General features: G+C 41.5%; 28 protein-coding genes, 1 tRNA gene and 2 riboswitches. Of the genes, 11 read left to right on the top strand and 18 right to left on the bottom strand.

Going from position 1 to position 25,438, the window contains the following annotated elements:
• Nucleotides 1–29 precede the first annotated feature (29 nt).
• Nucleotides 30–413: a sirohydrochlorin chelatase gene (locus AC1U9Z_RS04390; RefSeq protein ID WP_333532013.1), complete on the bottom strand. Its 384-nt coding sequence runs from the start codon at nt 411–413 to the stop codon at nt 30–32.
• Between the two features lie 390 nt (nt 414–803).
• On the opposite strand from AC1U9Z_RS04390, the gene lgt reads away from it, so the two are divergent.
• The 4 genes from lgt (at nt 804) to AC1U9Z_RS04370 (ending at nt 4,271) form a co-directional block, all read left to right on the top strand.
• Nucleotides 804–1,571, top strand: coding sequence for a prolipoprotein diacylglyceryl transferase (gene lgt / locus AC1U9Z_RS04385; RefSeq protein ID WP_333532014.1), 768 nt, complete (start codon nt 804–806; stop codon nt 1,569–1,571).
• Nucleotides 1,572–1,824: 253 nt separating this feature from the next.
• Nucleotides 1,825–2,094, top strand: coding sequence for a FeoA family protein (locus AC1U9Z_RS04380; protein WP_333532015.1), 270 nt, complete (start codon nt 1,825–1,827; stop codon nt 2,092–2,094).
• A gap of 4 nt (nt 2,095–2,098) precedes the next feature.
• Nucleotides 2,099–2,911, top strand: a complete 813-nt coding sequence (locus AC1U9Z_RS04375; protein WP_333532016.1) for a FeoB small GTPase domain-containing protein — start codon at nt 2,099–2,101, stop codon at nt 2,909–2,911.
• Nucleotides 2,880–4,271, top strand: coding sequence for a nucleoside recognition domain-containing protein (locus AC1U9Z_RS04370; RefSeq protein ID WP_333532017.1), 1,392 nt, complete (start codon nt 2,880–2,882; stop codon nt 4,269–4,271). The genes AC1U9Z_RS04375 and AC1U9Z_RS04370 overlap by 32 nt, the downstream gene beginning before the upstream one ends.
• A gap of 12 nt (nt 4,272–4,283) precedes the next feature.
• Here the strand turns inward: AC1U9Z_RS04370 and AC1U9Z_RS04365 are convergent, their stop codons facing one another.
• Together AC1U9Z_RS04365 and AC1U9Z_RS04360 are read right to left on the bottom strand one after the other, a co-directional pair.
• Complete coding sequence (locus tag AC1U9Z_RS04365) at nt 4,284–4,691, bottom strand: metal-dependent transcriptional regulator (RefSeq protein WP_333532018.1); 408 nt, start codon at nt 4,689–4,691, stop codon at nt 4,284–4,286.
• A gap of 336 nt (nt 4,692–5,027) precedes the next feature.
• Nucleotides 5,028–5,543, bottom strand: coding sequence for a GerMN domain-containing protein (locus AC1U9Z_RS04360; RefSeq protein WP_333532019.1), 516 nt, complete (start codon nt 5,541–5,543; stop codon nt 5,028–5,030).
• 317 nt (nt 5,544–5,860) lie between these two features.
• Here AC1U9Z_RS04360 and AC1U9Z_RS04355 point away from each other — a divergent pair, with 317 nt between their 5' ends.
• Nucleotides 5,861–7,252, top strand: coding sequence for an S-layer homology domain-containing protein (locus AC1U9Z_RS04355; protein ID WP_479955911.1), 1,392 nt, complete (start codon nt 5,861–5,863; stop codon nt 7,250–7,252).
• A 257-nt stretch (nt 7,253–7,509) separates the two neighbouring features.
• Here AC1U9Z_RS04355 and AC1U9Z_RS04350 read toward each other — a convergent pair whose 3' ends face one another.
• Entirely contained in the window at nt 7,510–8,160 is a 651-nt protein-coding gene (locus AC1U9Z_RS04350; protein WP_333532021.1) for a C40 family peptidase, read from the bottom strand.
• A gap of 5 nt (nt 8,161–8,165) precedes the next feature.
• Nucleotides 8,166–8,293: riboswitch (cyclic di-AMP (ydaO/yuaA leader) on the bottom strand.
• Nucleotides 8,294–8,477: 184 nt separating this feature from the next.
• Between AC1U9Z_RS04350 and AC1U9Z_RS04345 the strand changes: the two genes are divergently transcribed.
• Nucleotides 8,478–9,185 carry a zinc dependent phospholipase C family protein gene (locus tag AC1U9Z_RS04345; protein WP_333532022.1) on the top strand — a complete coding sequence of 236 codons (708 nt, stop codon included), beginning with the start codon at nt 8,478–8,480 and terminating at the stop codon, nt 9,183–9,185.
• Nucleotides 9,186–9,201: 16 nt separating this feature from the next.
• On the opposite strand, the gene AC1U9Z_RS04340 is transcribed toward AC1U9Z_RS04345, so the two are convergent.
• Entirely contained in the window at nt 9,202–10,584 is a 1,383-nt protein-coding gene (locus AC1U9Z_RS04340; protein WP_333532023.1) for a sodium-dependent transporter, read from the bottom strand.
• A 224-nt stretch (nt 10,585–10,808) separates the two neighbouring features.
• Here AC1U9Z_RS04340 and AC1U9Z_RS04335 point away from each other — a divergent pair, with 224 nt between their 5' ends.
• Complete coding sequence (locus tag AC1U9Z_RS04335; RefSeq protein WP_479955908.1) at nt 10,809–11,624, top strand: hypothetical protein; 816 nt, start codon at nt 10,809–10,811, stop codon at nt 11,622–11,624.
• On the opposite strand, the gene AC1U9Z_RS04330 is transcribed toward AC1U9Z_RS04335, so the two are convergent.
• From AC1U9Z_RS04330 to AC1U9Z_RS04320, 3 genes are all read right to left on the bottom strand, one after another.
• The gene (locus AC1U9Z_RS04330) at nt 11,619–12,332 is read right to left on the bottom strand and encodes a M48 family metallopeptidase (protein ID WP_479955948.1); all 714 of its coding nucleotides are present in this window, start codon (nt 12,330–12,332) and stop codon (nt 11,619–11,621) included. The two genes, AC1U9Z_RS04335 and AC1U9Z_RS04330, sit on opposite strands and share 6 nt — an antisense overlap.
• Before the next feature lie 114 nt (nt 12,333–12,446).
• Nucleotides 12,447–14,150, bottom strand: a complete 1,704-nt coding sequence (locus AC1U9Z_RS04325; RefSeq protein ID WP_333532025.1) for a Na/Pi cotransporter family protein — start codon at nt 14,148–14,150, stop codon at nt 12,447–12,449.
• A 313-nt stretch (nt 14,151–14,463) separates the two neighbouring features.
• Nucleotides 14,464–15,111, bottom strand: a complete 648-nt coding sequence (locus AC1U9Z_RS04320; protein ID WP_333532026.1) for a DUF502 domain-containing protein — start codon at nt 15,109–15,111, stop codon at nt 14,464–14,466.
• Nucleotides 15,112–15,331: 220 nt separating this feature from the next.
• On the opposite strand from AC1U9Z_RS04320, the gene AC1U9Z_RS04315 reads away from it, so the two are divergent.
• Complete coding sequence (locus AC1U9Z_RS04315; protein WP_479955906.1) at nt 15,332–15,763, top strand: MarR family winged helix-turn-helix transcriptional regulator; 432 nt, start codon at nt 15,332–15,334, stop codon at nt 15,761–15,763.
• Nucleotides 15,764–15,797: 34 nt separating this feature from the next.
• Nucleotides 15,798–16,115: a transcriptional regulator gene (locus AC1U9Z_RS04310; RefSeq protein WP_479955904.1), complete on the top strand. Its 318-nt coding sequence runs from the start codon at nt 15,798–15,800 to the stop codon at nt 16,113–16,115.
• A 220-nt stretch (nt 16,116–16,335) separates the two neighbouring features.
• Here the strand turns inward: AC1U9Z_RS04310 and AC1U9Z_RS04305 are convergent, their stop codons facing one another.
• The 6 genes from AC1U9Z_RS04305 to AC1U9Z_RS04280 form a co-directional block, all read right to left on the bottom strand.
• Nucleotides 16,336–17,019 (bottom strand): response regulator transcription factor, encoded by a 684-nt coding sequence (locus AC1U9Z_RS04305; protein ID WP_333532029.1) that lies wholly within the window; start codon nt 17,017–17,019, stop codon nt 16,336–16,338.
• Nucleotides 17,007–18,176: a sensor histidine kinase gene (locus AC1U9Z_RS04300; protein ID WP_479955902.1), complete on the bottom strand. Its 1,170-nt coding sequence runs from the start codon at nt 18,174–18,176 to the stop codon at nt 17,007–17,009. The genes AC1U9Z_RS04305 and AC1U9Z_RS04300 overlap by 13 nt, the downstream gene beginning before the upstream one ends.
• A 98-nt stretch (nt 18,177–18,274) precedes the next feature.
• The gene (locus tag AC1U9Z_RS04295; RefSeq protein WP_479955900.1) at nt 18,275–18,514 is read right to left on the bottom strand and encodes a 4Fe-4S dicluster domain-containing protein; all 240 of its coding nucleotides are present in this window, start codon (nt 18,512–18,514) and stop codon (nt 18,275–18,277) included.
• 3 nt (nt 18,515–18,517) lie between these two features.
• Nucleotides 18,518–19,198, bottom strand: a complete 681-nt coding sequence (locus AC1U9Z_RS04290) for a hypothetical protein (protein WP_479955898.1) — start codon at nt 19,196–19,198, stop codon at nt 18,518–18,520.
• Between the two features lie 298 nt (nt 19,199–19,496).
• Nucleotides 19,497–19,571, bottom strand: a tRNA-Arg gene (locus tag AC1U9Z_RS04285).
• Nucleotides 19,572–19,789: 218 nt separating this feature from the next.
• The gene (locus AC1U9Z_RS04280) at nt 19,790–20,737 is read right to left on the bottom strand and encodes an L-lactate dehydrogenase (RefSeq protein ID WP_333532032.1); all 948 of its coding nucleotides are present in this window, start codon (nt 20,735–20,737) and stop codon (nt 19,790–19,792) included.
• A gap of 220 nt (nt 20,738–20,957) precedes the next feature.
• A riboswitch (cyclic di-AMP (ydaO/yuaA leader) is annotated at nt 20,958–21,108 on the top strand.
• A gap of 6 nt (nt 21,109–21,114) precedes the next feature.
• Between AC1U9Z_RS04280 and AC1U9Z_RS04275 the strand changes: the two genes are divergently transcribed.
• Entirely contained in the window at nt 21,115–21,918 is an 804-nt protein-coding gene (locus AC1U9Z_RS04275; RefSeq protein ID WP_333532033.1) for a LysM peptidoglycan-binding domain-containing protein, read from the top strand.
• 40 nt (nt 21,919–21,958) lie between these two features.
• On the opposite strand, the gene AC1U9Z_RS04270 is transcribed toward AC1U9Z_RS04275, so the two are convergent.
• From AC1U9Z_RS04270 to AC1U9Z_RS04260, 3 genes are all read right to left on the bottom strand, one after another.
• Nucleotides 21,959–22,684, bottom strand: a complete 726-nt coding sequence (locus tag AC1U9Z_RS04270) for an endonuclease/exonuclease/phosphatase family protein (RefSeq protein WP_479955896.1) — start codon at nt 22,682–22,684, stop codon at nt 21,959–21,961.
• Nucleotides 22,685–22,699: 15 nt separating this feature from the next.
• Complete coding sequence (locus AC1U9Z_RS04265) at nt 22,700–23,209, bottom strand: hypothetical protein (RefSeq protein WP_333532035.1); 510 nt, start codon at nt 23,207–23,209, stop codon at nt 22,700–22,702.
• Between the two features lie 154 nt (nt 23,210–23,363).
• On the bottom strand, nt 23,364–23,501 hold the full coding sequence (locus AC1U9Z_RS04260; RefSeq protein ID WP_333532036.1) for a hypothetical protein: 138 nt from the start codon (nt 23,499–23,501) through the stop codon (nt 23,364–23,366).
• Nucleotides 23,502–23,680: 179 nt separating this feature from the next.
• Here AC1U9Z_RS04260 and AC1U9Z_RS04255 point away from each other — a divergent pair, with 179 nt between their 5' ends.
• The gene (locus AC1U9Z_RS04255; RefSeq protein ID WP_479955894.1) at nt 23,681–23,989 is read left to right on the top strand and encodes a DUF2508 family protein; all 309 of its coding nucleotides are present in this window, start codon (nt 23,681–23,683) and stop codon (nt 23,987–23,989) included.
• Nucleotides 23,990–24,016: 27 nt separating this feature from the next.
• Here AC1U9Z_RS04255 and glnA read toward each other — a convergent pair whose 3' ends face one another.
• Nucleotides 24,017–25,351, bottom strand: coding sequence for a type I glutamate--ammonia ligase (glnA, locus tag AC1U9Z_RS04250; RefSeq protein WP_479955892.1), 1,335 nt, complete (start codon nt 25,349–25,351; stop codon nt 24,017–24,019).
• Nucleotides 25,352–25,438 lie beyond the last annotated feature (87 nt).

Genomic DNA, 25,438 nt, shown 5'->3' with positions numbered 1-25,438 from the left:
AAAATAGGTCATCCGACCTACCATCCGTCTTAATTTTCCATCCCTATTTCTTTGCCCTGGTTAACCCGATCCAAAATAATTTCTGCAATTCTTCGATCCACCCCTAGGTGCGGTGCCAACTGAAAGGTAATATGGGGATAAAGCCTTTTTTGTGCTTGTAATAGTATTGGTAAGTCTTGTTGAATATGGCTTCCCCATGTTAGTAACAAGGGGACGACAATGATCACTTTAACTCCCTGCTGATTCATTTCCTCCACGATTTGGGGCAGGGTTGGTTCAGCAAACTGGAGAAAACCGGTCTCTACCTTAGCATCTGTTTCTACGGTCTTAACCTGCTCCGTAATCTGAAAAACTTCCCGATTTGCCTCTTGATATCTACTGCCATGTCCCAATATAATTACACCTTTTTGCACGCTTGTCCCTCCGTTTAGCCTTTAGCCCTTTGCTGTTAGCTATTGGCTAAAGACTTCCTTGCCGTTAACGATCCATCAAAGAATGAAAACCCAGCGTCATCCTGAGTGATAGCGAAGGATCTTGGGGCTAACCTTCCAAGGATAGGAAAGATCCTTCGCTATCGCTCAGGATGACATCGCTGATGGTTTAAGTCCCTAAGACCCACGGCCCATGACGAATGGCTAATACTTTAATGACTAACAGAAAAATTATAGTATAAGAGTACCGAGAATACAAGAAAAATCAAATCTTTGTGGTTTTTAGGATATTTTAATGGAGAAAAATTTTTCAAAAAGCCAGATCAAGGTTATAATAAGGTCAGTTTGATTTTTTCGAAAGGATGACAAAGTTTGACCCATTTCGAAGTAGACCCCTTCTTTTTTGCTTGGGGACCCATTACCATTCGTTGGTATGGCATTTTAATGATGGCAGCGGTACTGCTTGGTACTTGGTTAGCCATCCGTGAAGCTCGCCGGGTAGGGGTAAAAGAAGATGATATTATTGATATGGTCTTAATCTGTGCTCCCCTCTCCTGGTTGGGTGCCCGGCTGTATTACGTGATTTTAGAGTGGAGCTACTATGGACAGCATCTAAGTGAAATACTTAAAATTTGGCATGGTGGTTTGGCTATTCACGGCGGGTTGATCACTGCAATTATTACGGGATACCTTTTTACCCGAATACGAGGCTTGCGTTTTTGGCAAATAAGCGATCTAGTTGCCCCCAGCTTCCCCTTGGGCCAGGCAATTGGACGCTGGGGAAACTATTTTAACCAAGAGGCCTATGGCTACCCCACGAACCTGCCCTGGGCCATGTACATTGACGGAGCTTACCGGCATCCTACCTTTTTATATGAATCCCTTTGGAACCTGCTAGTTTTTGCCTTTCTTATGTGGCGGCGGAAAAGGATCGATGCCTATGGTCAGCTATTTATGACCTATCTGGGTCTATATTCCCTGGGCCGTTTCTTTATTGAAGGCCTGCGGACCGATAGTTTAATGGTTGGTCCCCTGAGGGCCGCCCAGTTGGTTAGTCTTATCTTTATCATGTTGACAATCATTGGTTATATCTACCTTGGTAAACAATCGAATAAAGATAAAAGAAAACCCCTTCGCTGATGGGGTTTTTTATTTTTTATAATCTTTCTGGTGACCTAGTGAATCATTCCTACATAAGATGAGGTAACCGATAACAGTTAGCTTTAACTAACTATCATAAAAAATAGCCGTAGACCTTGGGCTTGTAGGGTCCCGTTCCCTGGCAACATTGGGAGTTATCCAAGAATGTAAATTCTTCGGCCTTAAATTGTTTATCCTATTGTTAGCCAAGGCTAAGTTTATGGGTAATTTAAGTTAGGAGGTTGATGTCTAGATGAAAGAAATTCAGGGAGCGCTTAGCACAAGCCAAATTATTCCTCTTTACCAATTGCCTGTTGGTAAAGGGGCAATCGTAAATTCTATTGAGGCGGAGGGTATCACTAAAAGGAGAATGCTGGATCTGGGACTGGTGCCAGGCACAAGGATCGAAACCCTTCGGGTAAGCCCTGCGGGAGACCCTAAGGCTTATAAAATAAGAGGTGCGGTTATTGCCTTTAGAAAGGAAGAAAGCATTCAAATAATGGTGAATTACAAGGAGGACTAAATACATGGGTTTGACAAATCAGTCCTGTGGTTCCAGGGCAAAAAGAGAAATCTTTCATCGGGGGCGGGCAAAAGTTGATTATGTAATTGCGCTGGCTGGTAACCCCAATACCGGAAAAAGCACTGTTTTTAATGCTTTAACCGGCCTAAACCAACACACAGGTAACTGGCCCGGTAAAACGGTCATAAGGGCTGAGGGTAAGTTTATGAACCAGGGTTTGATCTATAATTTAATTGACCTTCCCGGTACTTATTCCTTACTTGCAAACTCCGCAGAAGAACAGGTGGCCAGAGACTACCTCTGCTTCAACAAACCAGATGCCACTGTGGTTGTGATTGACGCCACCTGTGTCGAAAGAAACTTAAACCTGGTGTTACAGGTACTTGAAATTACCCCCAAGGTCGTGGTCTGTGTAAATTTAATGGATGAAGCAAAAAAGAAGAAAATTAGTGTCGACATCAAAGGCTTAGCCAACATTTTAGGTGTGCCAGTGGCGGCAACTGCCGCCCGGGATGGTGAGGGCTTGGAACAATTAACAAACACGATCACAGATGTGGTCAAAGGAACAATTAAAATCAATCCCTATATCGTTCGGTACCCTGAACCACTGGAAAAGGCCATCGCACAAATAGAACCACAAGTTAGGCTGTTAGTTGGAGAAAAATTTAATAGCCGCTGGCTGGCCTTACGACTATTGGATAATGACACTGCAATCATTAAAGCGCTAAAGAAAATGTTCCCCCAGGAGGAAGGTTTCCGATCAAAAACAGGGGGTGAGCCTGGGCATGAACCAGCATTGCTCCAGCAAATTAGATGATATTTTATCTCAGACCAGGCATTTGAATCCCCAGGGGGCTATTAACATTAATGATACCATTGTGGCTGGTATTTATAACGCAGCCGAGGAAATTACCAACCTCGTTGTCAGGCAACAGGAAAAACCCCGAATTGATTGGGATAGAACTTTGGATGATATTTTAACCTCTAGGGTCTGGGGCTTCCCCTCCATGCTCCTATTATTAAGTGCAATTTTCTGGCTTACGATAACCGGAGCAAATTACCCCTCGGAGTTATTGGCCACAGGACTTTTTTGGGTTCAGGATCGGTTAACAGATTTTTGCCATTATCTGAAAGCACCAGAATGGGTTAACGGCCTTTTTGTTGAGGGTGTCTACCGGAGTTTGGCCTGGGTTGTCTCTGTCATGCTGCCACCAATGGCCATCTTCTTTCCCTGCTTTACCCTGCTTGAAGATATGGGCTATCTACCCAGGGTAGCCTTTAACCTTGACCGTTTTTTTAAAAAGGCTGGTACCCACGGCAAGCAAGCCCTAACCATGAGTATGGGCTTCGGCTGTAACGCCGCTGGTATTGTTGCTTGCAGGATCATTGAATCTCCCCGCGAACGATTGATTGCCATGTTAACGAACAATTTTGTGCCATGTAACGGACGCTTTCCTACCCTGATCGCCCTGGCCAGTTTATTGGTCTTGGGGCTAGGCACTACCTTTGGTGCCACCTTCATTGTGGTTGGGGTGGTAATGCTGGGTATTCTCATGACCTTGTTTGTTTCTTGGCTATTGTCTAAAACACTATTAAAAGGAATACCTTCTTCCTTTACCTTGGAACTTCCACCCTACCGTAAACCACAGGTGGCAAAAATTATTGTCCGTTCCATTTTTGATCGAACAATTTTTGTACTGGGCCGTGCCATTTGCATGGCGGCACCGGCCGGTGCTGTTATTTGGCTGTTGGCCAATATCGATCTGGGTAACCATAGTATTCTGATCCATATTGCTAACTTTTTTAATTCCTTTGGTCAGCTTATCGGTTTAGACGGCTTTATCCTAACAGCCTTCATTCTTGGCCTGCCGGCTAATGAAATTGTATTGCCTATTTTAATCATGAGTTACCTGGCATCAGGTACCATGCTTGAACTGAACAGTATCCAGGCATTGCAACAATTATTTGTGGTTGAACACGGTTGGACCTGGCTCACTGCGGTTTGTATGATGTTGTTTTCACTATTGCATTTCCCCTGCAGTACGACCCTTTGGACCATCTGGCGTGAATCAGCTAGCATTAAATGGACCATCTTGGCGGCTATCCTTCCACTCTCGATTGCCTGCGCAGTATGTTTTATCGTTGCCCAATCTGCCAGACTCTTGGGACTGGTTTAATCGGTTGGATTACTACCCTTTGCTATATTTTCTAAAATCATCTAACCAAGATGGATGTTGTTCCGTGAATTTAACAAAGTTTATGATTGCCGTTACAGTTGGTAGAGAAAGATAGTGTTCCATTGCCTCCGCCTCAGCTGCCACATCACACTGGGAACCAATTAAACGTAAAAACTCCCGTATAATCCTATTTCTCTCTACTAAAAAGTGTCCTAATTCCTTGCCTTTATTCGTTAAGACAATATCCTTATAGGGACGATAATGAATGTATTGGCTTTCATTTAGTTTCTGTAAGGCTCTGGTGACAGATGGCAAACTGACTGTAAGGCAGGCAGCAATATCTGTAACCCGTATGGATTGACCACTTTGACTAAGACGGTAAATCTCTTCCAAGTAATCTTCTAAACTGGGAGACAACATAAAAACACCCCCTCTATTTACAATATAGAAGCAAAAAAGAATTATTCCTTTCCTTTTGTTTCTATGTTATCAATTTCAAAGGTGGGATGGTCATGGAAAACTATTTCTTTGGTGTGGTTATATCCTTAGGGGTATTCTTTTTAAATCATATCTTAAAAGAGCTGAGTCGTCGTAAATTTACACAGGATATTAAACTACACTTCGAGTATGAACAATCCAATACAAATAACTAGCTCTTCAATGCAAAAAAGGAGTGTGGCTCAACTACTTTCAAGTAGTTTAGCCGCACTCCTTTTTGATGGGGCTGCAAATTCAAAAATTTCCAATGGGACGGCCTTATTTCTGGATCACACTTTCATTTCTTGGTAACGGTTGGTCATAAATGGCATGCCCAGTTTCCAGGGGCTTTTGCTCAACCAAAAGCTTCACACTTTTGTATTGGGGTAGCTCCGTTAGTGTATTAACCAGTGAATTTACAGTAATAAGCTCCCCGGTGGACCCCTGTAAATTGACAAAGGCCTGGTTAAAGTTAAGAATCAGGGTATCACCTTCGGCTTTATAGTCGATTAACTCTGTTCCCTGGGGTAAAACTGCTGCATATTTTTCTGGCTTATTAAGCTCATTAACCAGAGCAATCACCATGTCATTGGGCTTATCAATTTCCCGTTCCACTGGTACTAAGGCATCGGCATTTTCATTAGCAAAATACAACGTAATCTTTACCTTTCCCTTTGCCGGGTCTTGGGATTGGGTCCCGGTTTGTTTTTGAGGTTGCTGTTCCTTTGTATTATCAACACAACCAGCAAAGATTAAGGAAAGGATAATCATTAAAAAAAACGCAATTCTTTTCATATGCTTGCCTCCTAACAGATAGATTTGCAAATCAGTCAAAGTTTAACATATAGGCAACAAAATTACCAGAAAAAATAGATCCTACTCTTACAAACTATGACGGCGGGGAGGTATATTTGTCACGCTTAAAGTGCTGTTCGCCATTAGCTGTTAGCCCTCTAAGGGCAATGGCAAAGTTAGAATCAATGACCTGCGAATAATCCAAACTGGGTACCCCTTGATATTAATTTTTTACCACGTAATACAAAACAAAGATAACACCCGTTATTGGAGGCGCCCCAATAGTAGGTGTACTGTTAAAGATCTTTGAAAGGAGAATGATTTTGAAAAAAATTGCTAAAATTACAGCTACTATCCTTACAGTTTGTATGTGTTCAACATTATTAGCAGGGGCTGCCTGGGCTGACAACGATAAAAAAGATAAGAAGGTGGCACCAGGCTTACAAAAGAAAATGGTGCAATATACCTATACTAGCAACTTTAAAGATATTAAAAACCATTGGGCCAAGTATGAAATTGAAAAACTACAGTTAACGGGTATAATGAAAGGTTATGAGGATAAAAGTTTTAAACCCCAACAATCCGTATCAAAAAACGAAGCCATTGCCATTATTATGAGAGTGGTAGACCATCAAGGGACCGACAGCGACAAAGCCGAATTGATTCAAAATATTTTCCCCAGTTGGATGGGTGTGGCTCCACTGCAAGCCTATGATGCAGGAATTCTTGCTGATTGGGAACTAACCAAATGGCTTGGCAATAAGCCAGCCACTCGTATTGAGGTAGCCATGTGGTTAAGTCGTGCCGCCGGAGATGAAAATATCTCTTTAAAGGAGATGCTTTCCTTTGCTAAGGATGCTAACCAACTAAAGAAGGATGAATTAATATATGTTGCCTCCATGTATAATAAAGGTATTATGAAAGGTACGCCGGATGGCTATTTAAATCCCTTTAAGCCCATTTCCAGGGGTGAATTTGCGGTGATGATCAGCCGTTTCATTGACGTCGCTGATTTAGAGGATAACACCGATAAAGAAAAACAAACAGAAGACTACATTCAAAAACTAACCCCTAGCCACAATGCTAAGATTGATGTTGACACCAAGGAATTTACCGTTCGGTTTGAAGAAGCGATGGGCTATACAAAGGGTAATGATTTAGAGGATTTAGTTGATGCAGTGAACATGTATAAGTACAGTGGCGGGAAATGGGTCGCTGCTAATATTGAGTACGCCGTTGTCTTCACCAAAAACAATGACAAACTGCAGATTAAATTGGCTAACAACAAAAAACTGGACAGTAACACCAAGTATTGCATTACGATTAACGATGGTATTCTTGTAGAAACTGATACTAAGGATCATGTCTTCACCGGCCTTAAAAAGGGAGAATGGTGCTTTACCACCGAGGCTGCCGAACTGGCTGTTAATAAGGTAAAAGCAACCAATGCTACCACCATCGTTATTGAATTTAACCAGACCATCCAAAAAGGTGACGACTTCTCTGCCAATGGTTCCGGCATCCATGTAATGGCCGGGAATAAGGAACTTGATATTGATGCTGCCAGCATTAGCGGTAGTAAGTTAACACTTACCCTAGACGATGATGACCGTTTGGAAGATGATGAAGATTATACCGTATGGTTTGCAGAAGATATCGTGGAAGGTTTCGAGATTGAGGAATCGGACGCCATAGAATTTACCTACTAAGCTAAAAGAAGGCACCCTGCTGGGTGTCTTCTACTGTCTATGGGCCATGAGCTAAAGACCCTTCCCAAAGTATTTTACAACCAGGTGCCTGGCTCTTGGCCGCAGCAAAACCCTTCAAACTAAGATAACCTAACAGCGGGCAAGTGCCTGGCACCGTCGAATGACTAAGCCATTTTTCAAGGCAGCTAACTGCTAACGGCTACTATGCTAATGGCTAAATATAAAAGCCCCGGAGCTTACTCCAGGGCTTTAACTTATTACTTTAAAATTCGATTGGCCCCACGATATTTAGGAGACCAGTAGCTATCAGAAAGAGAATCAATACGTATACCACGGGAGGAAGAGGAGTGAATAAATTGACTGTTCCCCATATAAATACCAGAATGGTTAATACCAGCACCACCGGTATTAAAGAATACTAGATCCCCTGGTCGCAACTCGGCTTTTTTAATGGCAACACCTGCATGATATTGACCGGCGGCGGTATGAACCAAATCAAAACCAAAGTTTTTAAAAACATAACGTACATAGCCTGAACAATCAAAACCCGCAGGACTTTCTCCACCGGAACGGTATTTAACACCAACATATTGCTTAGCATAATCTAAAACGGCTACGGCACGGTCTACTACACCCCTGGAAGTTTCGGGATCTTCGGTACGGGGTCTAACGGCCTGGTTGGCTGATTGATCAGGCACATCTAGCACCTGGCCAATTTGCAAACTATCACTTTCGAGGTTATTCAGTTGTTTAACGTTCTCCACCGAGGTTCCGCAACGATTGGCAATGGACCACAATGTATCACCACTTTGTACAGTCACCTGAGCTGCATCGGCAAAACCAACCCACACCACTATGGCCATACACACAGAGCTAGCCAGCACTGCCATCTTTTTAAGCAACGACAATGATGTTTTCCCCACTTTCTACACCTACGGAGTTAGCTGACGGGTTCGGACAGAAAGTTTGCCCGCTACCAATGGTAGTTAACCCCATAAAAATGGTTCCCCCGTTTTCAATGAAATTCGGCGTTCTTCTTATTTTATTAACAAATTCGCCAAAAGGTACCAATTTCCTTCCAAAAAAATAAACTTTTTTGTCAGACTAAGCCAATTTTGGCCTTTGGTCCCTCCTTTCTTTCCGACTTAACCACCTATTTCATATTTTTCCTATTTGGAGGGAATAATGTTTTGGAACGTCTATTTCATTTATTAGGTGACAGTCTATGACATTAACCCACGCCACCTGGAACTGTGCCAAGGTTATGTTATCCTTAACCTTGCCCTTTCAGGTTATTATAAAAACTGACCGACCGCGTAATACCCATGACTTTTGCAATCAACAGGCCCTTGAGATATTAAAAAAAGATGGCCTTCAAGGTGAAGGTCGCATCCTTCAGTCCTATTTGGAAGCACTGAACCGAGGGTCCCACTGGAGTGACCAGGGCTTTAAAAACATTAGTCATTATTATAACCATGCTAAAGCCACTGGCCTCTGGCACGGCCCTGATGCACCAACGGAATGCAGCTATTATTTTGAGCGTTCCATCAAATATTGGCAATCAGGACACCGGGAAAAATCTATTTTTTATTTGGGTGCCGCCTGCCACATTTTACAGGACTTGTGTGTACCCCATCACGCCTGCGGTCTGGTACTAAGCGGTCATAAATTTTTTGAGGATTGGTCCAGAGACAACTATCATGATTTTGTCGTAAGATTAGAAGGTATTTACCATGTTGCACCCCACGCCTGCGGTTGGGTAAAGGAAAATGCCCGGATCTCATCCCATTACCTGCCTGAACTAATCCAGCAAAAAGGCCTTGCCTCGGTTGAAAGGGTAGCTGGCATCCTGCTGCAACGAACCCAAAGAGTCACCGCGGGTTTTCTTAGTTTCTTTTTCCAGCGCATAAAAAACCCCACCCTGGGAAGGTGAAGTTTTTCTAACAATTCTATAATTTAATAAAGCCTAACCCATTTAGAATAATAATGATGATCGCTATGGGTGCCACGAAGCGGATAGCAGCAAAGTAAAAACTTATCCTTGATCTATTATTTAAACTACCGCCATTCGAAACTTCATCAAAAATCTCCCAACGACTAAGCTTCCATCCCGCAAATATGGCAAAAAACAAACCGGTTAAGGGCATCATTAGATTATCTGTTAAATAACTGTAAAAATTAAATAGATTCAGGTTAAATAGCTGAACATCAGCCAACAAACTGTTGGACAGGGTCGCCGTGCTGCCTACGGCAGCCATAACCAGCCCTGTAAATATGGTTGCTTTGGTTCTGGACCAGCCTCTGTCCTCTGTGAGATAAGCCACAGGAGAGTTAAAAAGGGAAATCATCGCGCCCATGGCAGCGATAGCAGCTAAAATAAAGAAGATGGTTAAAAATACTTGCCCGAAGGGCATGGCGTTAAAAACCATCGGTATCGTTATAAAAAGTAAGGACGGACCCATATCTGGGTTAAAACCAAAGGCAAACACCGCTGGGAAGATGGCCAAACCAGCCAATACAGAAACCATCGTATCCGCGATAACAACCTTAACCCCAGTGCCAATCAGATTTTCCTCTCTGCCGATATAGCTGCCATAGGTGGTCATAACACCTATACCAACAGAAAGTTTAAAGAAAGCTAAGCCCATGGCTGCCAGAATGGTGGCGCCGGTAATTTTAGAAAAATCCGGGCTAAACAAAAAAGACACACCTGCTGCGGCACCGGGAAGTGTTAGGGCCCGTATGACACAGATAACTAACAAAAGAAAAAGTATGGGTAGCAAGGTCTTAGCCATTCGCTCGATGCCGTTTTTAACGCCGGCTAAAATAATAGCCCCCGTCACAAAGAGCACAATCCATTGCCAGATTAAGGGGGACCATACACTGGTAACTAAACTGGAAAAAACCTGTTCGGCTATTTTCGGATCACTGGTTACAATTTTTCCGGTCAAGGCTTTAAAAATATAGGCAAAAACCCACCCAGCCACCGAAGTGTAATAAAACATAATAAAGAAAGCACAGATCACTCCGGATAATCCCGTAAAGAACCAAGGTGTCGCCGGGGCTAGTTTTTTAAAAGCTCCCACACAGGCGGTGTTGGCCCTGCGGCCAATAATAAATTCCGAAATCATAACGGGTAAACCAATAAAACAAACACAACCGAGGTAAATAAGAATAAATGCGGCACCACCGTTTTCACCGGTGATATAAGGAAATTTCCAAATGTTCCCCAGGCCCACCGCAGAGCCTAAGGTTGCAGCAATCACACCTAATGTACTGCCAAAGCCTTCCCTGCCAGAAATTTGTGTCATACTTACGTCAGACTTTTGCATATATTCCGTCCTTCCTGAAAAGCAATTTTGTCAACTACCCTTTGACTGCTTGCCAGCGTACTGTAACATTTTAATACATCCCTAAAAGATGTACTAGGTGGATTGTAATTTTCAATTAATTTTACTTTTTCCTCCATACCCATGATTTTCAAGTGTAACGTTTTGCTTTATGCTGCGTCTTAGACAATATAATCACTTATATAAATTAGATTGAGGAGAATGAAATGAAAAAAATAGCCTTGATCCTTTTGATTATCTCCCAAACTCTTTTGGTGGCCGGCTGTTCCTTCCAAAATACGGAGGTTAAGCCAGTCAATCCGTTAGCTAAGGAAGAAGCTTCTTTTATTGTCACAGCCAATACCCATATGCTACAAACACTAGACAAAAATATCTTTGGCAATAAAACCCCGGAAAAAATGATTTTGTATGTTGAAGAGACCCCGGAGGGCATACCCCAATCCTGGTCCTTAGTAGTAGACGGGGTGGAAAAAGTCAAACTTTTTCATGAAGATGGTCTATACTCCTTTGCTAAACTGGCATTAGCAGACATTGACAATGACCAAAGGGATGAAGTCCTTCTTTACCGTCAGTCCAGTGGCAGTGCTGGGGCAATGGGTTTGAATGTGTATAAAGCATCCGAAAATAATTTACAACAAATTTTTAGCAACGAAAACGAAATGAATCCTAGCTCGCCAAGGTTTGAGGTCAAGTACATGGGCGATTATTATGTCAAGTTTGAAGATAAAGAGACTGGTCTTAAAGCAGTGATTGAGCTAGACCAAAAACAATATAGCAATCTGGAAGATATGTTAAATAACATTGCCACTTGGATCGATCCCATCGCGGATTATAGCCTGGTGGACTACAATGATGACGGCATCAAAGAAATTATCACCATCCAAAGGGTCATTGGCATATCCCATGCCGACACCATTGGGTTATTAAAAACCACCTTTAAAATGGACCAAAACCAATACAAAGCAACCACCCTGACCCTTTGTGACTCTAAGGATAAGCCCTTGGCCGAAGTAAAACTATAGGGTTAATTCTGTGCCATGTTCCTTTAACCATTTTCGCTGAACCTTGTAATTGGGACAAATACGCTCCACCAAGGCCCAAAATTTTTTGGAATGATTCATCTCTATTAAGTGAGCTGCTTCATGGGCCACCAGGTAATCAATAACGGATAGTGGTGCCATGACTAATCGGTAATTAAAATTTAAGTTGCCTTGGCTGGAACAACTTCCCCAGCGGGTTTTCTGATCTTTAATAAATACCTGCTTGTAATGAACTCCGAATACCTTGGCTACAACCTCTAATCTCTGCATAATAATTTTTTTGGCCTGGTACCTTAGCCAAGACTCAATAATCTGAGCCACCCTATCTTGATATTCCCGTGGAAGCATAACAATTATCCTATCTTCCACCAGTTCCACCTCTGGGTAGCCCTGTTGAAAAACCAGAACCACAGGGTAGGATTTCCCCAAAAAACGTACAGCCTGTTTTTCTGCCAGGCTGTTTTCTTTTTTCTGTTGTGCCCGTTGGGAAATTAAGGTTAGTTTTTGTAATATCCATTCCCCTTTTTCCCTTAGTAGTGTCTCAACCTGACCGGTGGGGTAATTAACCGGCACCACAACCTCTAACCCTTTTTCTATACTAATTTTTAGGCTGATGTTCTTTGCTCTGCTACTCTCCCGAAGCAGGTAAGGTATTTTCTTCCCACCCAATTGTATCGCTTTTGTTTTCATCACTTAACAACTACCCTTTGAAATAATTTTTAATGCTTAATACATAAATAAGGGAGTATCGCAAACTACTTTTCGTAGCAATCGACACCCCCTTGACAGGGCAAGACCCATTATCTACCTATTTGGTGAATTTTGCTGACTGCTTCCGGCCCACATTTCCGAAGGTGGCGTAAGTATTAGGGCCTCATCATGCCAGGTACAAGATACTTCATCGGTGAGGGCCATCGCAATGTTCTTGAGGTGCTCACTGATTCTTAGATAGGCATTGATAACATCCATATGGATAAAACTGGTGTTCACCGTTTCCTCGGCTCCCTTTTGCATCCGTGCAATATGACTCATCCTGAGACGAAACTCCAAATCCGCAATATCTTCCTGAAAGCTTTTAGCTTTTTCCGCCAATAGGCAGCTATTGGTGGCAAAGCAGGTGTTTACCAGGTGAAGTAATTCAAAAACCTTATTATGCATAGCCTGGATATCTTTATGCCCTTCTTCGGAGAAATCCAGGTTATTAACAGATTTGCTTTCTGCCTTGGACATTAAATTCTTTTCAATGATATCGCCAATATGTTCGTAATCCCGGACGATATGCACTAGACCCATTGTTTTATTAAACTCATCCTTCGATAGTTGGTGCCTAAGTAAGAGGGTTAGATATTTATTACTGGCCTTGGATAAGACATCAATATGATGTTCCTTTTGAAGTAATTTTTCAGCATGGTCTTGATCAAAGTTTTTTAGCAGCGGATATACTTCCCTCATCATATCCGTCACGTGATCGGATATGTGCATAATCTCTTTGGTCGCCATACCAATGGCCAGTTCCGGGCTGCTGATAAGGCTTTCATCCAAGTATTTAGGTATAACATCATCCGCAGCTTCTTTTTTGTCAGGAATAATGTACTCCAGAAATCGGACAAATTGAGATACAAAGGGTACAAATAATATAGCAATGGCAATATTAAAAAGGGTATGAACGTTGGCAACTTGAAAGCCTGCATTGGCCGTTATATTTGACATTAAAGCTGCCAATGGGGTAACAAAGGGAAGAAATAGCAAGACACCTACCACCTTAAATAACAGGTGGGCTGTGGCAACCCTCTTCGATTCCCTGGAAGACCCCAGACTGGATAGAATCGCCGTAAATGCCGTCCCTATGTTGGCACCAAATAGCATGTAAATAGCAGGCACTAAGGTAATCATACCCTGCATTGCCAGCAGCATAATAATACCAATGGTTGCTGCACTGCTGTGAACCAAAAATGTAAATACCGCTGCCAAGGCTAATGCTAAGACTGGCCTGTCACTCATCTGTAACAGTAAGTTCTCAAAGGCAGGGTCATTTCTCAAGGGATACATGGTATCTGACATGATTTTTAAACCTAAAAAAAGTAAGCCAAAACCAATTAATACCTGGCCAATGCGTTTATTCTTGTTATTCTTAGAAAAGAAAACAATCGTAGCACCAATACCTACGATAGGTAAGGAGATTTCTGTGGCCTTAAGGGCTATTAATTGTGCCGTTACGGTGGTGCCTATGTCTGCACCCAAAATCACAGCTAAAGTCTGCCTTAAACTAATAATCGATGCACTGGTTAAGCTTACCAGAATCACGGTGGTTGCCGTACTACTTTGGAACAAAATCGTAACCATGGCTCCTAGCCCCATCGCAATGATTCTGTTTTTAGTTAGAGTAGTTAAGGCCTCCCGGAGTTTTTTCCCGGCAATTTTTTGCAGCCCCTCACTCAAAACATACATACCGTATAATAACAGGCCCATACCGCCGATCATACTAAGTATTGTTGATTGCCAGGACATTTCCCCCCCACCTTTCTATGTTGAACTATGGTATAAATTTCACAAGTACGACGGAATAACTTTGGATATAACAATTATTCCGATATGCATTTAAAATAAATTTATATTATATTGTATTGTAATTCATTGGTTAATAAGTGTCAAACCGCGAAATATAACAGTTTATAATATATTAAGCAAAAAACAATGACCCAGCCGCATTAGCTGAATCATTGCCGTTTTCTGACTAGTCTAAATATACTGTCTGGGTATAATCCCATTTATTCAACTCTTACCCCCGGGGCCTCAAATATTGCTCGCATAAAAGGTAAGATTATTCGTCAAAAATGTTCCACACGGTTTTTCTTTTCGTTTTTTTGGGTATTACCTGCCATTGATTACTTTTTATAAACTGATCAGAGCCAGTGGCTCCCCCAGAAATAATTAGCCTTAGGGCTTGGTCCACTGGTATGTCCACAATAAGCACACTCTCTTTAGGAACCCAGTACATATCTCCGGCCACCTGTAATGTTTGGGGAAAATAAACTCCAACCAGTTCCCCGCCGTCTTTATCTTTTAATGGTGATTCCTTTATCGTCAAAAAACCTAACCGATGGGTATTTTCACCCAGTTTTACCAGGGCAACCGTATCAAATTTCTTTTTGTCACCAACCAGCGATTTTAAGGCATCCTTCAAGGTATTATAAATATTCTTAACCCCAGGCATACTGCAAATAAAACCCTCGATGAGAGCTAATATCTTTTTCGATATCCACCAGTTAGCCACCATCCCCAGCAAGGTTACCATTAGAATCACAAAGATAAAATCAATCCCAGGCAAATCCCGCCCCACTAAGGGGTAAAGAATTGCACTGCCCACCCCAGAAATTTTGTCATAAGTAAAGGCTAAAATATAAAAGGTGCCCAGGAGCGGCAATAAAACTAATAATCCCTTTACAAAGTAAATTGAAATTTTTCGCATAAACTCAACTCCTGAATATTTTGCTAAATTTTCAAGTTAGTTACTTTCTATATTTATTTGCTAAAACCTTTAATTTTACTGGAAAATTAGAGGAACGGATCGATTTCCTATATCCTGCTGCAATCTTTCACGGATTTTGGTTAATGACGTAAACTATTAATGGACATAACTATTAATATGGCTTATAATATAACAAACAAGAAAAAGGAGCATCATTATCTTGAATAAGAGAGAAAAGATAATATTAATGGATATGCTGCTTCATGAGTTCGTACAAAACAATAGTTGTCAGATAAAAGGATTATTAAAAGACTCGATAACCCCAAGTCAGTTTTTTTTGCTTAAACTCATTGCACTACAAAACACCTGCAAAGCAGCTGATATTGCTCATACATTAGACATTTCTCCCTCTGCTGCCACCACTATTTTAGATAGGCTCTATAAAAATGGTTGGATTGAGAAAAATAGATCCGAGAAGGACCGTCGTATTGTCTGGCTCACACTAACTGAAAATGGCAGAAAAATACTTTCTGAAATTGAGGTTGAAAGAATCCAACTTTTAGTAAAACAATTTGATCATATAGGAGAGGATGAATTAGCTACAGTCTGTGAGGTATTTAAAAAACTACTAAAAAAAACAAAGCCGCTTTAATATATCATGCAGAATAATTTAAAGGGGGTATCTTATGAGCTTTGTTGAAAGTTTTCTAAATATATTGTTTATATATTTAATATTACGAGGCGTAATTAATATCTTTAGCCTTATTCAACTTAGGAAAAAAGCTCAACAACAACTGGAAAATAACCCTGAACAAAAACAAATTCAAGAAATACCGACTGTTAAAGAAGAAGTAGAATTGGTTACGGATAGTATTTGTGGCTGTACGATACCAAAACCAAAGGCTTTTATTCTGGCTAAAGACAATGAAAAACATTACTTTTGCAGTTGGTCCTGTAGAGAAAAATACATTGCTATGGAGAATCAATCCGCTAGTCACCTTTAAGCAAAAGGCGGAACGACACCGGGTCGTTCCGCTTTTTGCAACAACTGGCTTGCTTTTTGAAAATATCGGCTGGGCCACAGGAATATCTAAATGAATGATACCTAAAGGAAGTAATGAATAAAGAAGCACCGTATTTTTGAGTATACTAATTCCCTTGTTGGAGCATTGGTTCCCCTGTTCATATGAGGTTATGGGGGACATTATTGATGGAGCCGGCTAGCTACCCCTTAAACCTGTAGCCGGTGCCCCATAACGTTTCGATGTACTGTGGATTAGCCGGGTCTTTTTCAATCTTCTTCCGTATTTTTTGGATATGAACAGTTACCGTAGCCAGATCCCCAAGGGAATCCTCGCCCCAAATACGGTCAAAAAGCTGTTCTTTGCTAAAAACAATATTGGGATTGGAGGCAAGAAATAATAAAATTTCATATTCTTTGGTTGTCAATACAACCTCCCTACTGTTAACAAAAACCTTATGGGAAGAAGTATTGATCTCTAAACCCTTATGACTGATAATTTCTACGGCTGCCCTTTTACCCGTTAAACGTTCATATCTTTGAATGTGGGACTTTACTCTGGCCACCAGTTCCGTCAAGCTAAAGGGTTTCGTTATATAATCATCCGCACCAAAACCAAGTCCTCTGATCTTATCGATATCTTCTCCTTTGGCTGAAACGATCAGCACAGGGATTTCAAAATTCCTGCGTATTTCCTTAACAATTTCGTAACCATCTTTGCCTGGCAGCATCAAGTCCACAATAATAATATCGTAAACCCCGGTTAATGCCTTTTTTAAACCAAGTTCCCCATTCTGGGCGATATCAACTTTATATCCGTTAAACTGAAAGTAATCCTTTTCCAATTTGGCTATATGGAGATCGTCTTCAATGATCAGAATATGCATGGGGCAGATCCTTCCTCACTAGATATAGGCAACATCAGTGTAAAACAGGAGCCTTCCCCCAAAACACTGGTTACCTGTATTTTTCCGCCGTGGGCTGCCATCAGTTCTTTAGCGATGGAAAGACCCAAACCGGTACTCATCAAGTCCTTTGTGCGTTCACTATCAATCCGGTAGAAACGATCAAAAATCCGAGTGATCTTATCTTCTGGAATCCCAGGACCGTTATCCTGGATAGCCAGACAGATAAAGCCTGCCTTCTGATACAGCCTGATTTTCAGACATAGGTTTCCCGGCGGGCCATATTTGACGGAATTACCGATAACATTGTGAATCACCTGATAAATCCTTTTTCCGTCCAGGGTCACTTTATAATTTACGTCCGTATCATCCGTATACTGGAAGCCAAGGCCCCTTTCTTCAAATTCAAAGCGGAATTCCGCCATCAGGTCATCCATAAAGGCTTTGATTCCAATGCTTTCCATCTGAAATTCCAGTTGGTGCATATCCAGTTTAGAAAACAAAAACAAATCATCGATGAGACGGTTGATATATAACGTATTCTTTTTAATAACATGCAGGTACTGATCCAGTTTCTCCGGAGAAGTAACCACGCCGTCATGAATGGCATCAATATAGCCACCAATGGCTGTGATCGGAGTTTTTAAATCATGGGAGATATTGGCAATTAATGTCTTCCAGTTTTCTTCATACTCCTGTTTAAGGGTTTCATTCCTTTGCAATTTTGCAGCCATATCATTAAAAGAATCAATTAAGAAACCGATTTCATTAAAGGTTGTATGATCGATCTTAACATGATAGTTTCCTTTAGCAATTTCTTTAACACCATTATGCAGTCGGGAAATGGGAATGAAAATTCTCTTTTCCAAATGTGTTATCCAAATTAAATGAACAATTTGACTGAGGATAAATAAGCCAAATAAAAATGTGAGGACTTTGCTAACAGGGAATCTAAACATCAGGTAAATCAATAGGATGATCAGGAGTAAAAAAATTGGGCGCAGGAGTTTTAGAGCCCGGTGTGACCGGTCAAAATCCCTGTGCCAGTGGCCGTGATTGCGGTAGCGTTTATAAAAGCGACCATATTCATGCCTGAGCCTATGATATTCATGATGGTTAAATCTTTTATACCTGTTCATAATTCACCTGCTACATTTTTAAAATACCAAAAAACAAGAAAATTGAATTAGACACGGGAGTTTTAGCATGGTTCCTATGTCTAATTCTTTTATTTAAGCTACGTTATGGCTTGGTGGGTGCATGCTTTTTTACAAGCCAGGCACCCGGTACAGTTTTGCGGTTTATCCAGGCGGACATGCCGATGACAAAGGAAATTCATTTTAGCAAGCACATCATTGGGACACACTGCAACACATTGATAACATGCCTGGCACTTTTTTATGTTTATCGTGATGTGCTTGGTTTTTAGAATTCTTTTCCTAGGATGCTGCAGGAATTGGCTAATCAGATGGTTCATCGGTTATTTATTGCTAAAGATCAGCTTGGCATGGATGTTAAGCGTGTGATTTTCTTCTAAACCGCCTGCCTGTTTGCCGCTTAGCTTTAAATCAATACATTCCAGCTCATTCTTTTTGTTAATTGTGGCAAGTAGGACCAGGTTGGGATTTTCCAGTGCGTGTAATTCTTTCATCAAGCAGTGCTCATGGTGGTGCCTGTGGTACTCTTGCCCTTGACGGTGTTCTTTCCTAAATGAATGTTTTAGTGCTTGTAACTCTTTAGGCAGTTCATCCAATTCTAACGTCATCCTAGTGGTATTATCCGGTTGTTCTTCAACCTTAATTCTTTCCAGCAGATCCAAGGCCAATGTCAGTTTAGAAAAAAAATCTTTCAACCCAAAGTGCCCGCAGCACCCATGGTGAAAACGAGCGTGCCTGTCTTTAAAAAAGCCTTCATGTCGGTGAGGATTCTGCCCATGGCTAAATTCATTGCTGCTCTCATGCTTGAAACTTTTTCCTGCGTAGTCCATTTCCGTCTTAATCCTGGCTTTAATCATACCACTGGACAGGTTTTTGGAAAACTCGTTCGTCATTTGGAATAACTTTGCCTGATCCTTTATGCATTCGACCTGGAGAGAACCATTGAAATGATCCTTTTCTTTCATGGTTTTCGCGATACTATACATAAGTTTAATTTTGTTCATCTGAACCCCTCCTTTTTTCTGGATGAGGTTATTCTAAAGGACAAAAATAAACTTATCTTAATCAAATTATAAATTTTTTATAAATAAGAGTAAAACTAATAATAATAATTCCTGAGCAATCATGGGTTCAAACATATTTGCCCCCTAAAAAATCAGCAGAAACAACTAGAATTAAGGTATTTAGCTGTCTAAGAAATTCTTTGTCTTCGTCTGAATGCCTTCACCTTACCCGTAAAACATAGAAAACCCGCAAGACCTTGTATTCTAAGGCTTTGCGAGTTTCTTGATGTGTCAGATATGGTGCGCCTGGCAGGAATCGAACCTGCGCTTCCGGCTCCGGAGGCCGGCGCTCTATCCCCTGAGCTACAGGCGCAAAATAATTGTGCTTTTTTATTATAACAATAATTTGTTTTTTTGCAAGTGGATAAATGTTGATTAGCAACAACTTTTAAATGATATCACAGCCTCTTGAACAGTTCAAGACCCTGAGTTAATTGCCAAGTTTGAAAATACGATTGACCATGAGCCATGAGCTAATGCCCATGGTTCATGGCTCAATAATGTCTCATCTAGCAACCAGTATGCGGAAAATCAAAAACCTGCCTGTTTAATGGCCTCTTTTAGTATATGTGCTGAATTTCTTAGGGCAGTTTCTTCTTCCTCCGTCATACTTATAGGGAGTACCTTGTCTCGTCCAGAGCCATTGACAATTGTAGGCAAACTGAAACAGCAATCTTGTATTCCGTAGAAATCATTGATCATACCGGACACGGTCAAGATAGAATCTTCATCCCTTAAGACGGCTTCACAAATTCTTTTTATAGAAACAGCTATGGCATAATAGGTTGCCTCCTTACGCTGAATAATCTCATAGGCTGCCGTGCGCACCCGATTGGCAATTTCATTTCTACAGATGGGCTCCAAACCTCGTAATTTAGAAAATTGCTCTAGGGGGATCCCTGCCACATCTGCTGTACTCCAGATAGGTACTTCAGAGTCACCATGCTCACCAATTATATAAGCATGAACATTACGAGGGTCCACATTACAATAATCAGCCACTTCTGCTCTAAATCTTGAGGTATCCAAAATTGTTCCTGAACCAAATACTTGGTTTGCAGGTAGGTTCGATATCTTTAAGGCGGCATAGGTTAAAACATCCACTGGATTAGCAACAATTAAATAAATGGCATTCGGACAATATTTTAACAACTGCGGTAAACTATCTTTTAAAATACTAACGTTCTTGTTGACCAAATCTAACCGTGTCTCACCGGGTTTTTGATTGGCTCCGGCTGTAAAGACAATAATATTAGAATCCTTACAATCCTCAAAGGAGCCTGCATATACATTAATGGGTTTAATAAAGGCTGCGGCATCCCCTAGATCCATCGCCTCCCCTTCTGCCTTTGCGTGACTAACATCAACCAAAACAAGGTCACTGGCCAAACCACTGGACATAATCGCAAAGGCTGCAGTCGACCCAACAAACCCCGCTCCTATAATAGCTATCTTGGCTCCCTTTCTTAATTTCACCATTGTTCACCCCTCGATTAATTTTCAAATTAACCATCATCACCCCAGCTCATACAACGGAGGCAAAATATACACCAAAACACGGCTCATAAAGCCGATGGCGGATGACTGACGCCGGATGGTTCATTTAGTATTTCCAGTTATTAAATACCTATGTCTCATGTATTTTCCAAATATTGTGGATAGACGTAAATCTGGAAAACATGTACAATGGTTTGTAACTAAAATAACTAGGCCGAATCTCCGTTTACCGGAGTACGGGGGATCAAAATTTATGGGGTGAATCCGCAATTTTATGGAGGTGTTTAAAATGCGGTAGGGTGCCCTCAACCCGAACCCGTCAACTAACCTCGGAGGCCCCAAGGAGGGTAAAAGTACATATGCGTTTTTTGCACCGCCTTAAACGGGTCATCGTATCCTTGTGTCTTTTTGCTATCCTCATGCCATCAACAGCTTTAGCCGCTCAATATACAGTGGTACCTGGTGACTCACTTTATTTAATTAGTCAAAAAGTTGGTGTTAGTATTACTCAGATCAAGACCGCCAATGGTCTTACCAGTGATGTTCTTGACCCTGGGCATGTTCTTACAATACCAGAGGCTAAACCTACGGAGATAAGCTATACGGTGAAGTCTGGTGATAGTCTCTATGCCATCGCCCAGAAGTTTGGTGTTGGGTTAAATACTATCATGCAGGTCAATGGGCTCACTAGTTCTACCATTCATCCTGGCAAACAACTTATAATTCCAGGGGCAAGTGTGAGGAATACCGCCGCTCCAGTGGCTGCTACCGTAAGCCGCAGTGCCCAAAGACCGGTTATTCCCTATGATGATGAAGATTTCGATTTGCTGGCACGTCTGGTCACTGCTGAAGCAGGAGGAGAACCGATGGAAGCCCAGATTAGTGTAGCAGCGGTTGTTATTAACCGGGTACAAAGTTCCATTTTCCCCAATAATATTCGCGACGTAATCTATGCCCAAAACCAGTTTTCTCCTGTCAGAAACGGTTGGATCAATAAACCTGCCACAGCCAATGCAATTAAAGCTGCCCAGGCAGCATTAGATGGTAATGATCCTACCAACGGGGCACTATATTTCTTTGATAAAGGTTCCACCAACTCATTTCTTCTCTCCCTGCCTGTAGCCGCTAATTATGGCAAAATGGTTTATGCAAAGGCAAAATAAATAACATAAGCACTGGCATGAATGCCAGTGCTTCTTATTTCTATAAAAACTGAATATCCTTATCGATTTCTGCATTCTCCATCAATCGTAAGGTTGCTTCTATGGGCAAATGATCGGAAGCCAGTGTGTGATAGGTAGTTGCAGATAGGGTATTCCATTCAGAAGATACAAAAATATAATCGATTTGCTCTTGTGGCTGTTGCGCAGGGTAAGTTTTATGGGGTTCACCCATATCGGTTGCATCTTTAAGAATCGTGGTAAGTAATCGGTACTCCTCCGATGTAGGACCATTATTAAAATCCCCCACTAGAATACAGGGATAAGAACATCTACCAATAATCCCCAATATATCCCTTACTTGATCCATTCTCTCCTCACGCTTTAACCCTAAGTGGGTACAAAAAAAGCTAATCTTTCTATGTTTTAATAGAATGATTGCCTCGAGTAAACCCCTTTTTTCTCCCTTACTGGGAAGCATATACTGCCTGTACAGAAGCACCGGCCAATGAGATAGAATTGCATTACCGAACTGGGCAACTCCCCAGTTCAGGTTGGGCCCGTAAACCCAATTTTTGTATAGCAGCTGCCCAAGTGTTTTGGCTTGATGAACAAAATGGCTGCGCGGCATATGTTTATCTACTTCTTGTAAGCCAATCAACTTACCTCCAGTATATGCCAGGGACTTAGCAATTTGGTGAATATCAACTGCTCCATTTATTCCCTGGGCATGACGGATATTATAGCTAACTACCCGGATAGGAAACAATTTTCACCACCCCCATTAGCTAAGATAATGTCCATATTCAATAACCTTTCGATTAAAGTTTAGCATATTACTTAAATAAGACATCATTCCCCGCACATTAAGGTCTGGGGGTATATTGGCTGCTTTATTGGCCAAATTTTTCAGCCCTTTATCCAGCCCTTTTAATAAAAAGCCTTCTTGGGCAGCCAGGGGACTTATTAATTGTTTATCATCCCCAATTAAGCCTCGATCCGGAAGCAATATTAGGTTTCGATAAAGCATAAATTGCGCCAACTGCTCCCAGGATTTAGAAGTAAAGCCGATCACTGTCATGTTTTCATCATCCCAAACGATATCCATTGTTATTAGGCATATTTCCAGGGTCTTGTTAATGATCAAATTCCATTCGAGGTGATACTCTACCTCTTCCCCCATTGCTCTGCGCTCGGCATACTGTGCCATTTCTTTTTTAATGGCAGGTACCACTAAAAAAATGCTATCTGCCAAAGTACCTATAATCTCGGGATAAATAATAGCTCCACCCATAGCCCTCCCCCATAATAACGGGTTCTCATTCTCATTTGTCTCGTTGAAATATGCTATGCGTTTAGGTATCCGTATGCTACTTTTTGTCTGATGGCAATAACCCGTGTCATAAAATAAAAAAGTTGGAAAACGTTTTCCAACTTTACACCCTTAGCTATGCACCATTTACTTTTCTAAAGGCCGCATACAATTTGTAGCAGCAACCCATCTTAATTTTCTTTTCACCCTCACCGATACGGGTTAGTTGCATTTTGCCATTGATAATTTTCATTTTGGCTATTACTTTTGCCATACTAACACCTCCTATGTTCTCTTGAGAAAATTATAACAATCACAATTTTTAGAAGCAAGCCTTTCGGTCTAAGTTGCAATTGTAAAACAATTCATTTGATTTTAAATCTATTTTACTTCTTGTACTACTTCTTCCTCCTTACTAATACACATTAACAAAGTGGACAAGGAGGTACTTTTATGAAAGTAGACAAGGAAATCTTTCTTTGCCTAATAAGGGATTTTTCCTGGGGTAAGCTTAAAAAAACGATCTTTCCCCAAAAGTTAGACGAAAACTCCTTAGAAGTGCAAATTGAGCTGGCAAAAAAAGCCTGGCTAATTGCCCAGAATCAAATGGAATGGGCTGATCGGGATATGCTCGAGGCGGCTATTCTCCAGACCACCGCCTGTGAAAGAAAATATATGGCCCTGTTGCAAAAGGCTAGAAATGAACACTACCACATTTGGGATACAAAACAATTAACCCCTGCAACAGGTAGCCATAGCTAGCTGTTGCAGGGGTTGTTTTTACGGGGCTTAGAATTTAGTCAAGTATTCTTCCAATTCCCAAGGACTTACTTGCATTCTATAACGATCCCATTCGATGGTTTTCGCTTCCAGATAACGTTCATAGATATGGGAACCCAGTGCATCTTTAACAACTTCATCTGCTGATAAGGCCTGGACTGCTTCATAAAGACTATTCGGCAAATGGGTAATACCCAATTCCTGCCGCTCAGGCGAAGTCATTTCATAAATATTTCGATCACAGGGTAGCGGCGGTACCATCCCTTTTTTAATACCATCCAAACCAGCCCTCAGGCAGACAGCCAAAGCCAAATAGGGGTTACAGGATGGGTCCGGACTGCGTAATTCAATACGGGTAGACATCCCCCGCTTAGCTGGAATACGGATTAATGGACTGCGGTTTTGAGCAGACCAGGCCACATAAACCGGAGCCTCGTAACCGGAAACCAAACGCTTGTAAGAGTTAATGGTGGGGTTAATAATAGCTGTGATGGCATCGATGTGACTCATCAACCCGGCGATATAACTCATGCTAATTTCACTCATACCATTCGGCATTGCTGGATCATAGAAAGCATTCTCACCATCCTTGAAGATCAGGGATTGGTTCAAGTGCATACCTGAGCCGGCCATGCCAAAAACTGGCTTCGGCATAAAGGTGGCATGAAGTCCGTGACGTTGGGCCACCGTTCGTACAGCCAACTTAAAGGTTACAATTTTATCTGCTACATCCAAAGCATCGGAATATTTAAAATCAATCTCATGCTGGCCAGGCGCAACCTCGTGATGAGATGCTTCAATCTCAAATCCCATTTGTTCCAGGGTAAGAACCATATCACGGCGGGCATCCTCTCCCAAGTCAATGGGTGTCATATCAAAATAACCAGCCCGATCATGCGTTTTGGTTGTGGGACGCCCCTCACTATCGACGTGAAAAAGGAAGAATTCTGCCTCTGGACCTACGTTCATGGAATAGCCCATGGCCTCTGCCTCGGCAATGGCCCGCCGCAAGGCATAGCGTGGATCACCGATAAAGGGTGTACCGTCAGGATTGTAGATATCACAAATTAAACGTGCCACTGCACCATCTCTTGGTTTCCAAGGGAAAACAACAAAGGAACTGGGGTCCGGACGAAGATACATATCTGATTCTTCAATACGGACAAATCCTTCAATGGAAGACCCATCGAACATTAACTCTCCAGCCAGGGCTTTATCCAATTGCTCTACGGTAATGGCTACGTTTTTCAATACACCAAAGATATCCGTAAATTGCAGGCGAATAAATTTTACATTTAAGTCTTTGCATAATTGTCTGACGTCATCGTTCGTCAATTTTGCCACACTAACACACCTTTCTCCATATCCTTACAAGGATAAGTATACTTTATAATAAAAAAAGCCTACAGATAGGTAAGAAATAATTATTAC

This window comes from Desulfotomaculum sp. (assembly GCF_982386235.1).
The sequence above is the reverse complement of the archived record's forward strand: the minus strand, read 5'-3'. Positions and strand labels throughout refer to the sequence as shown.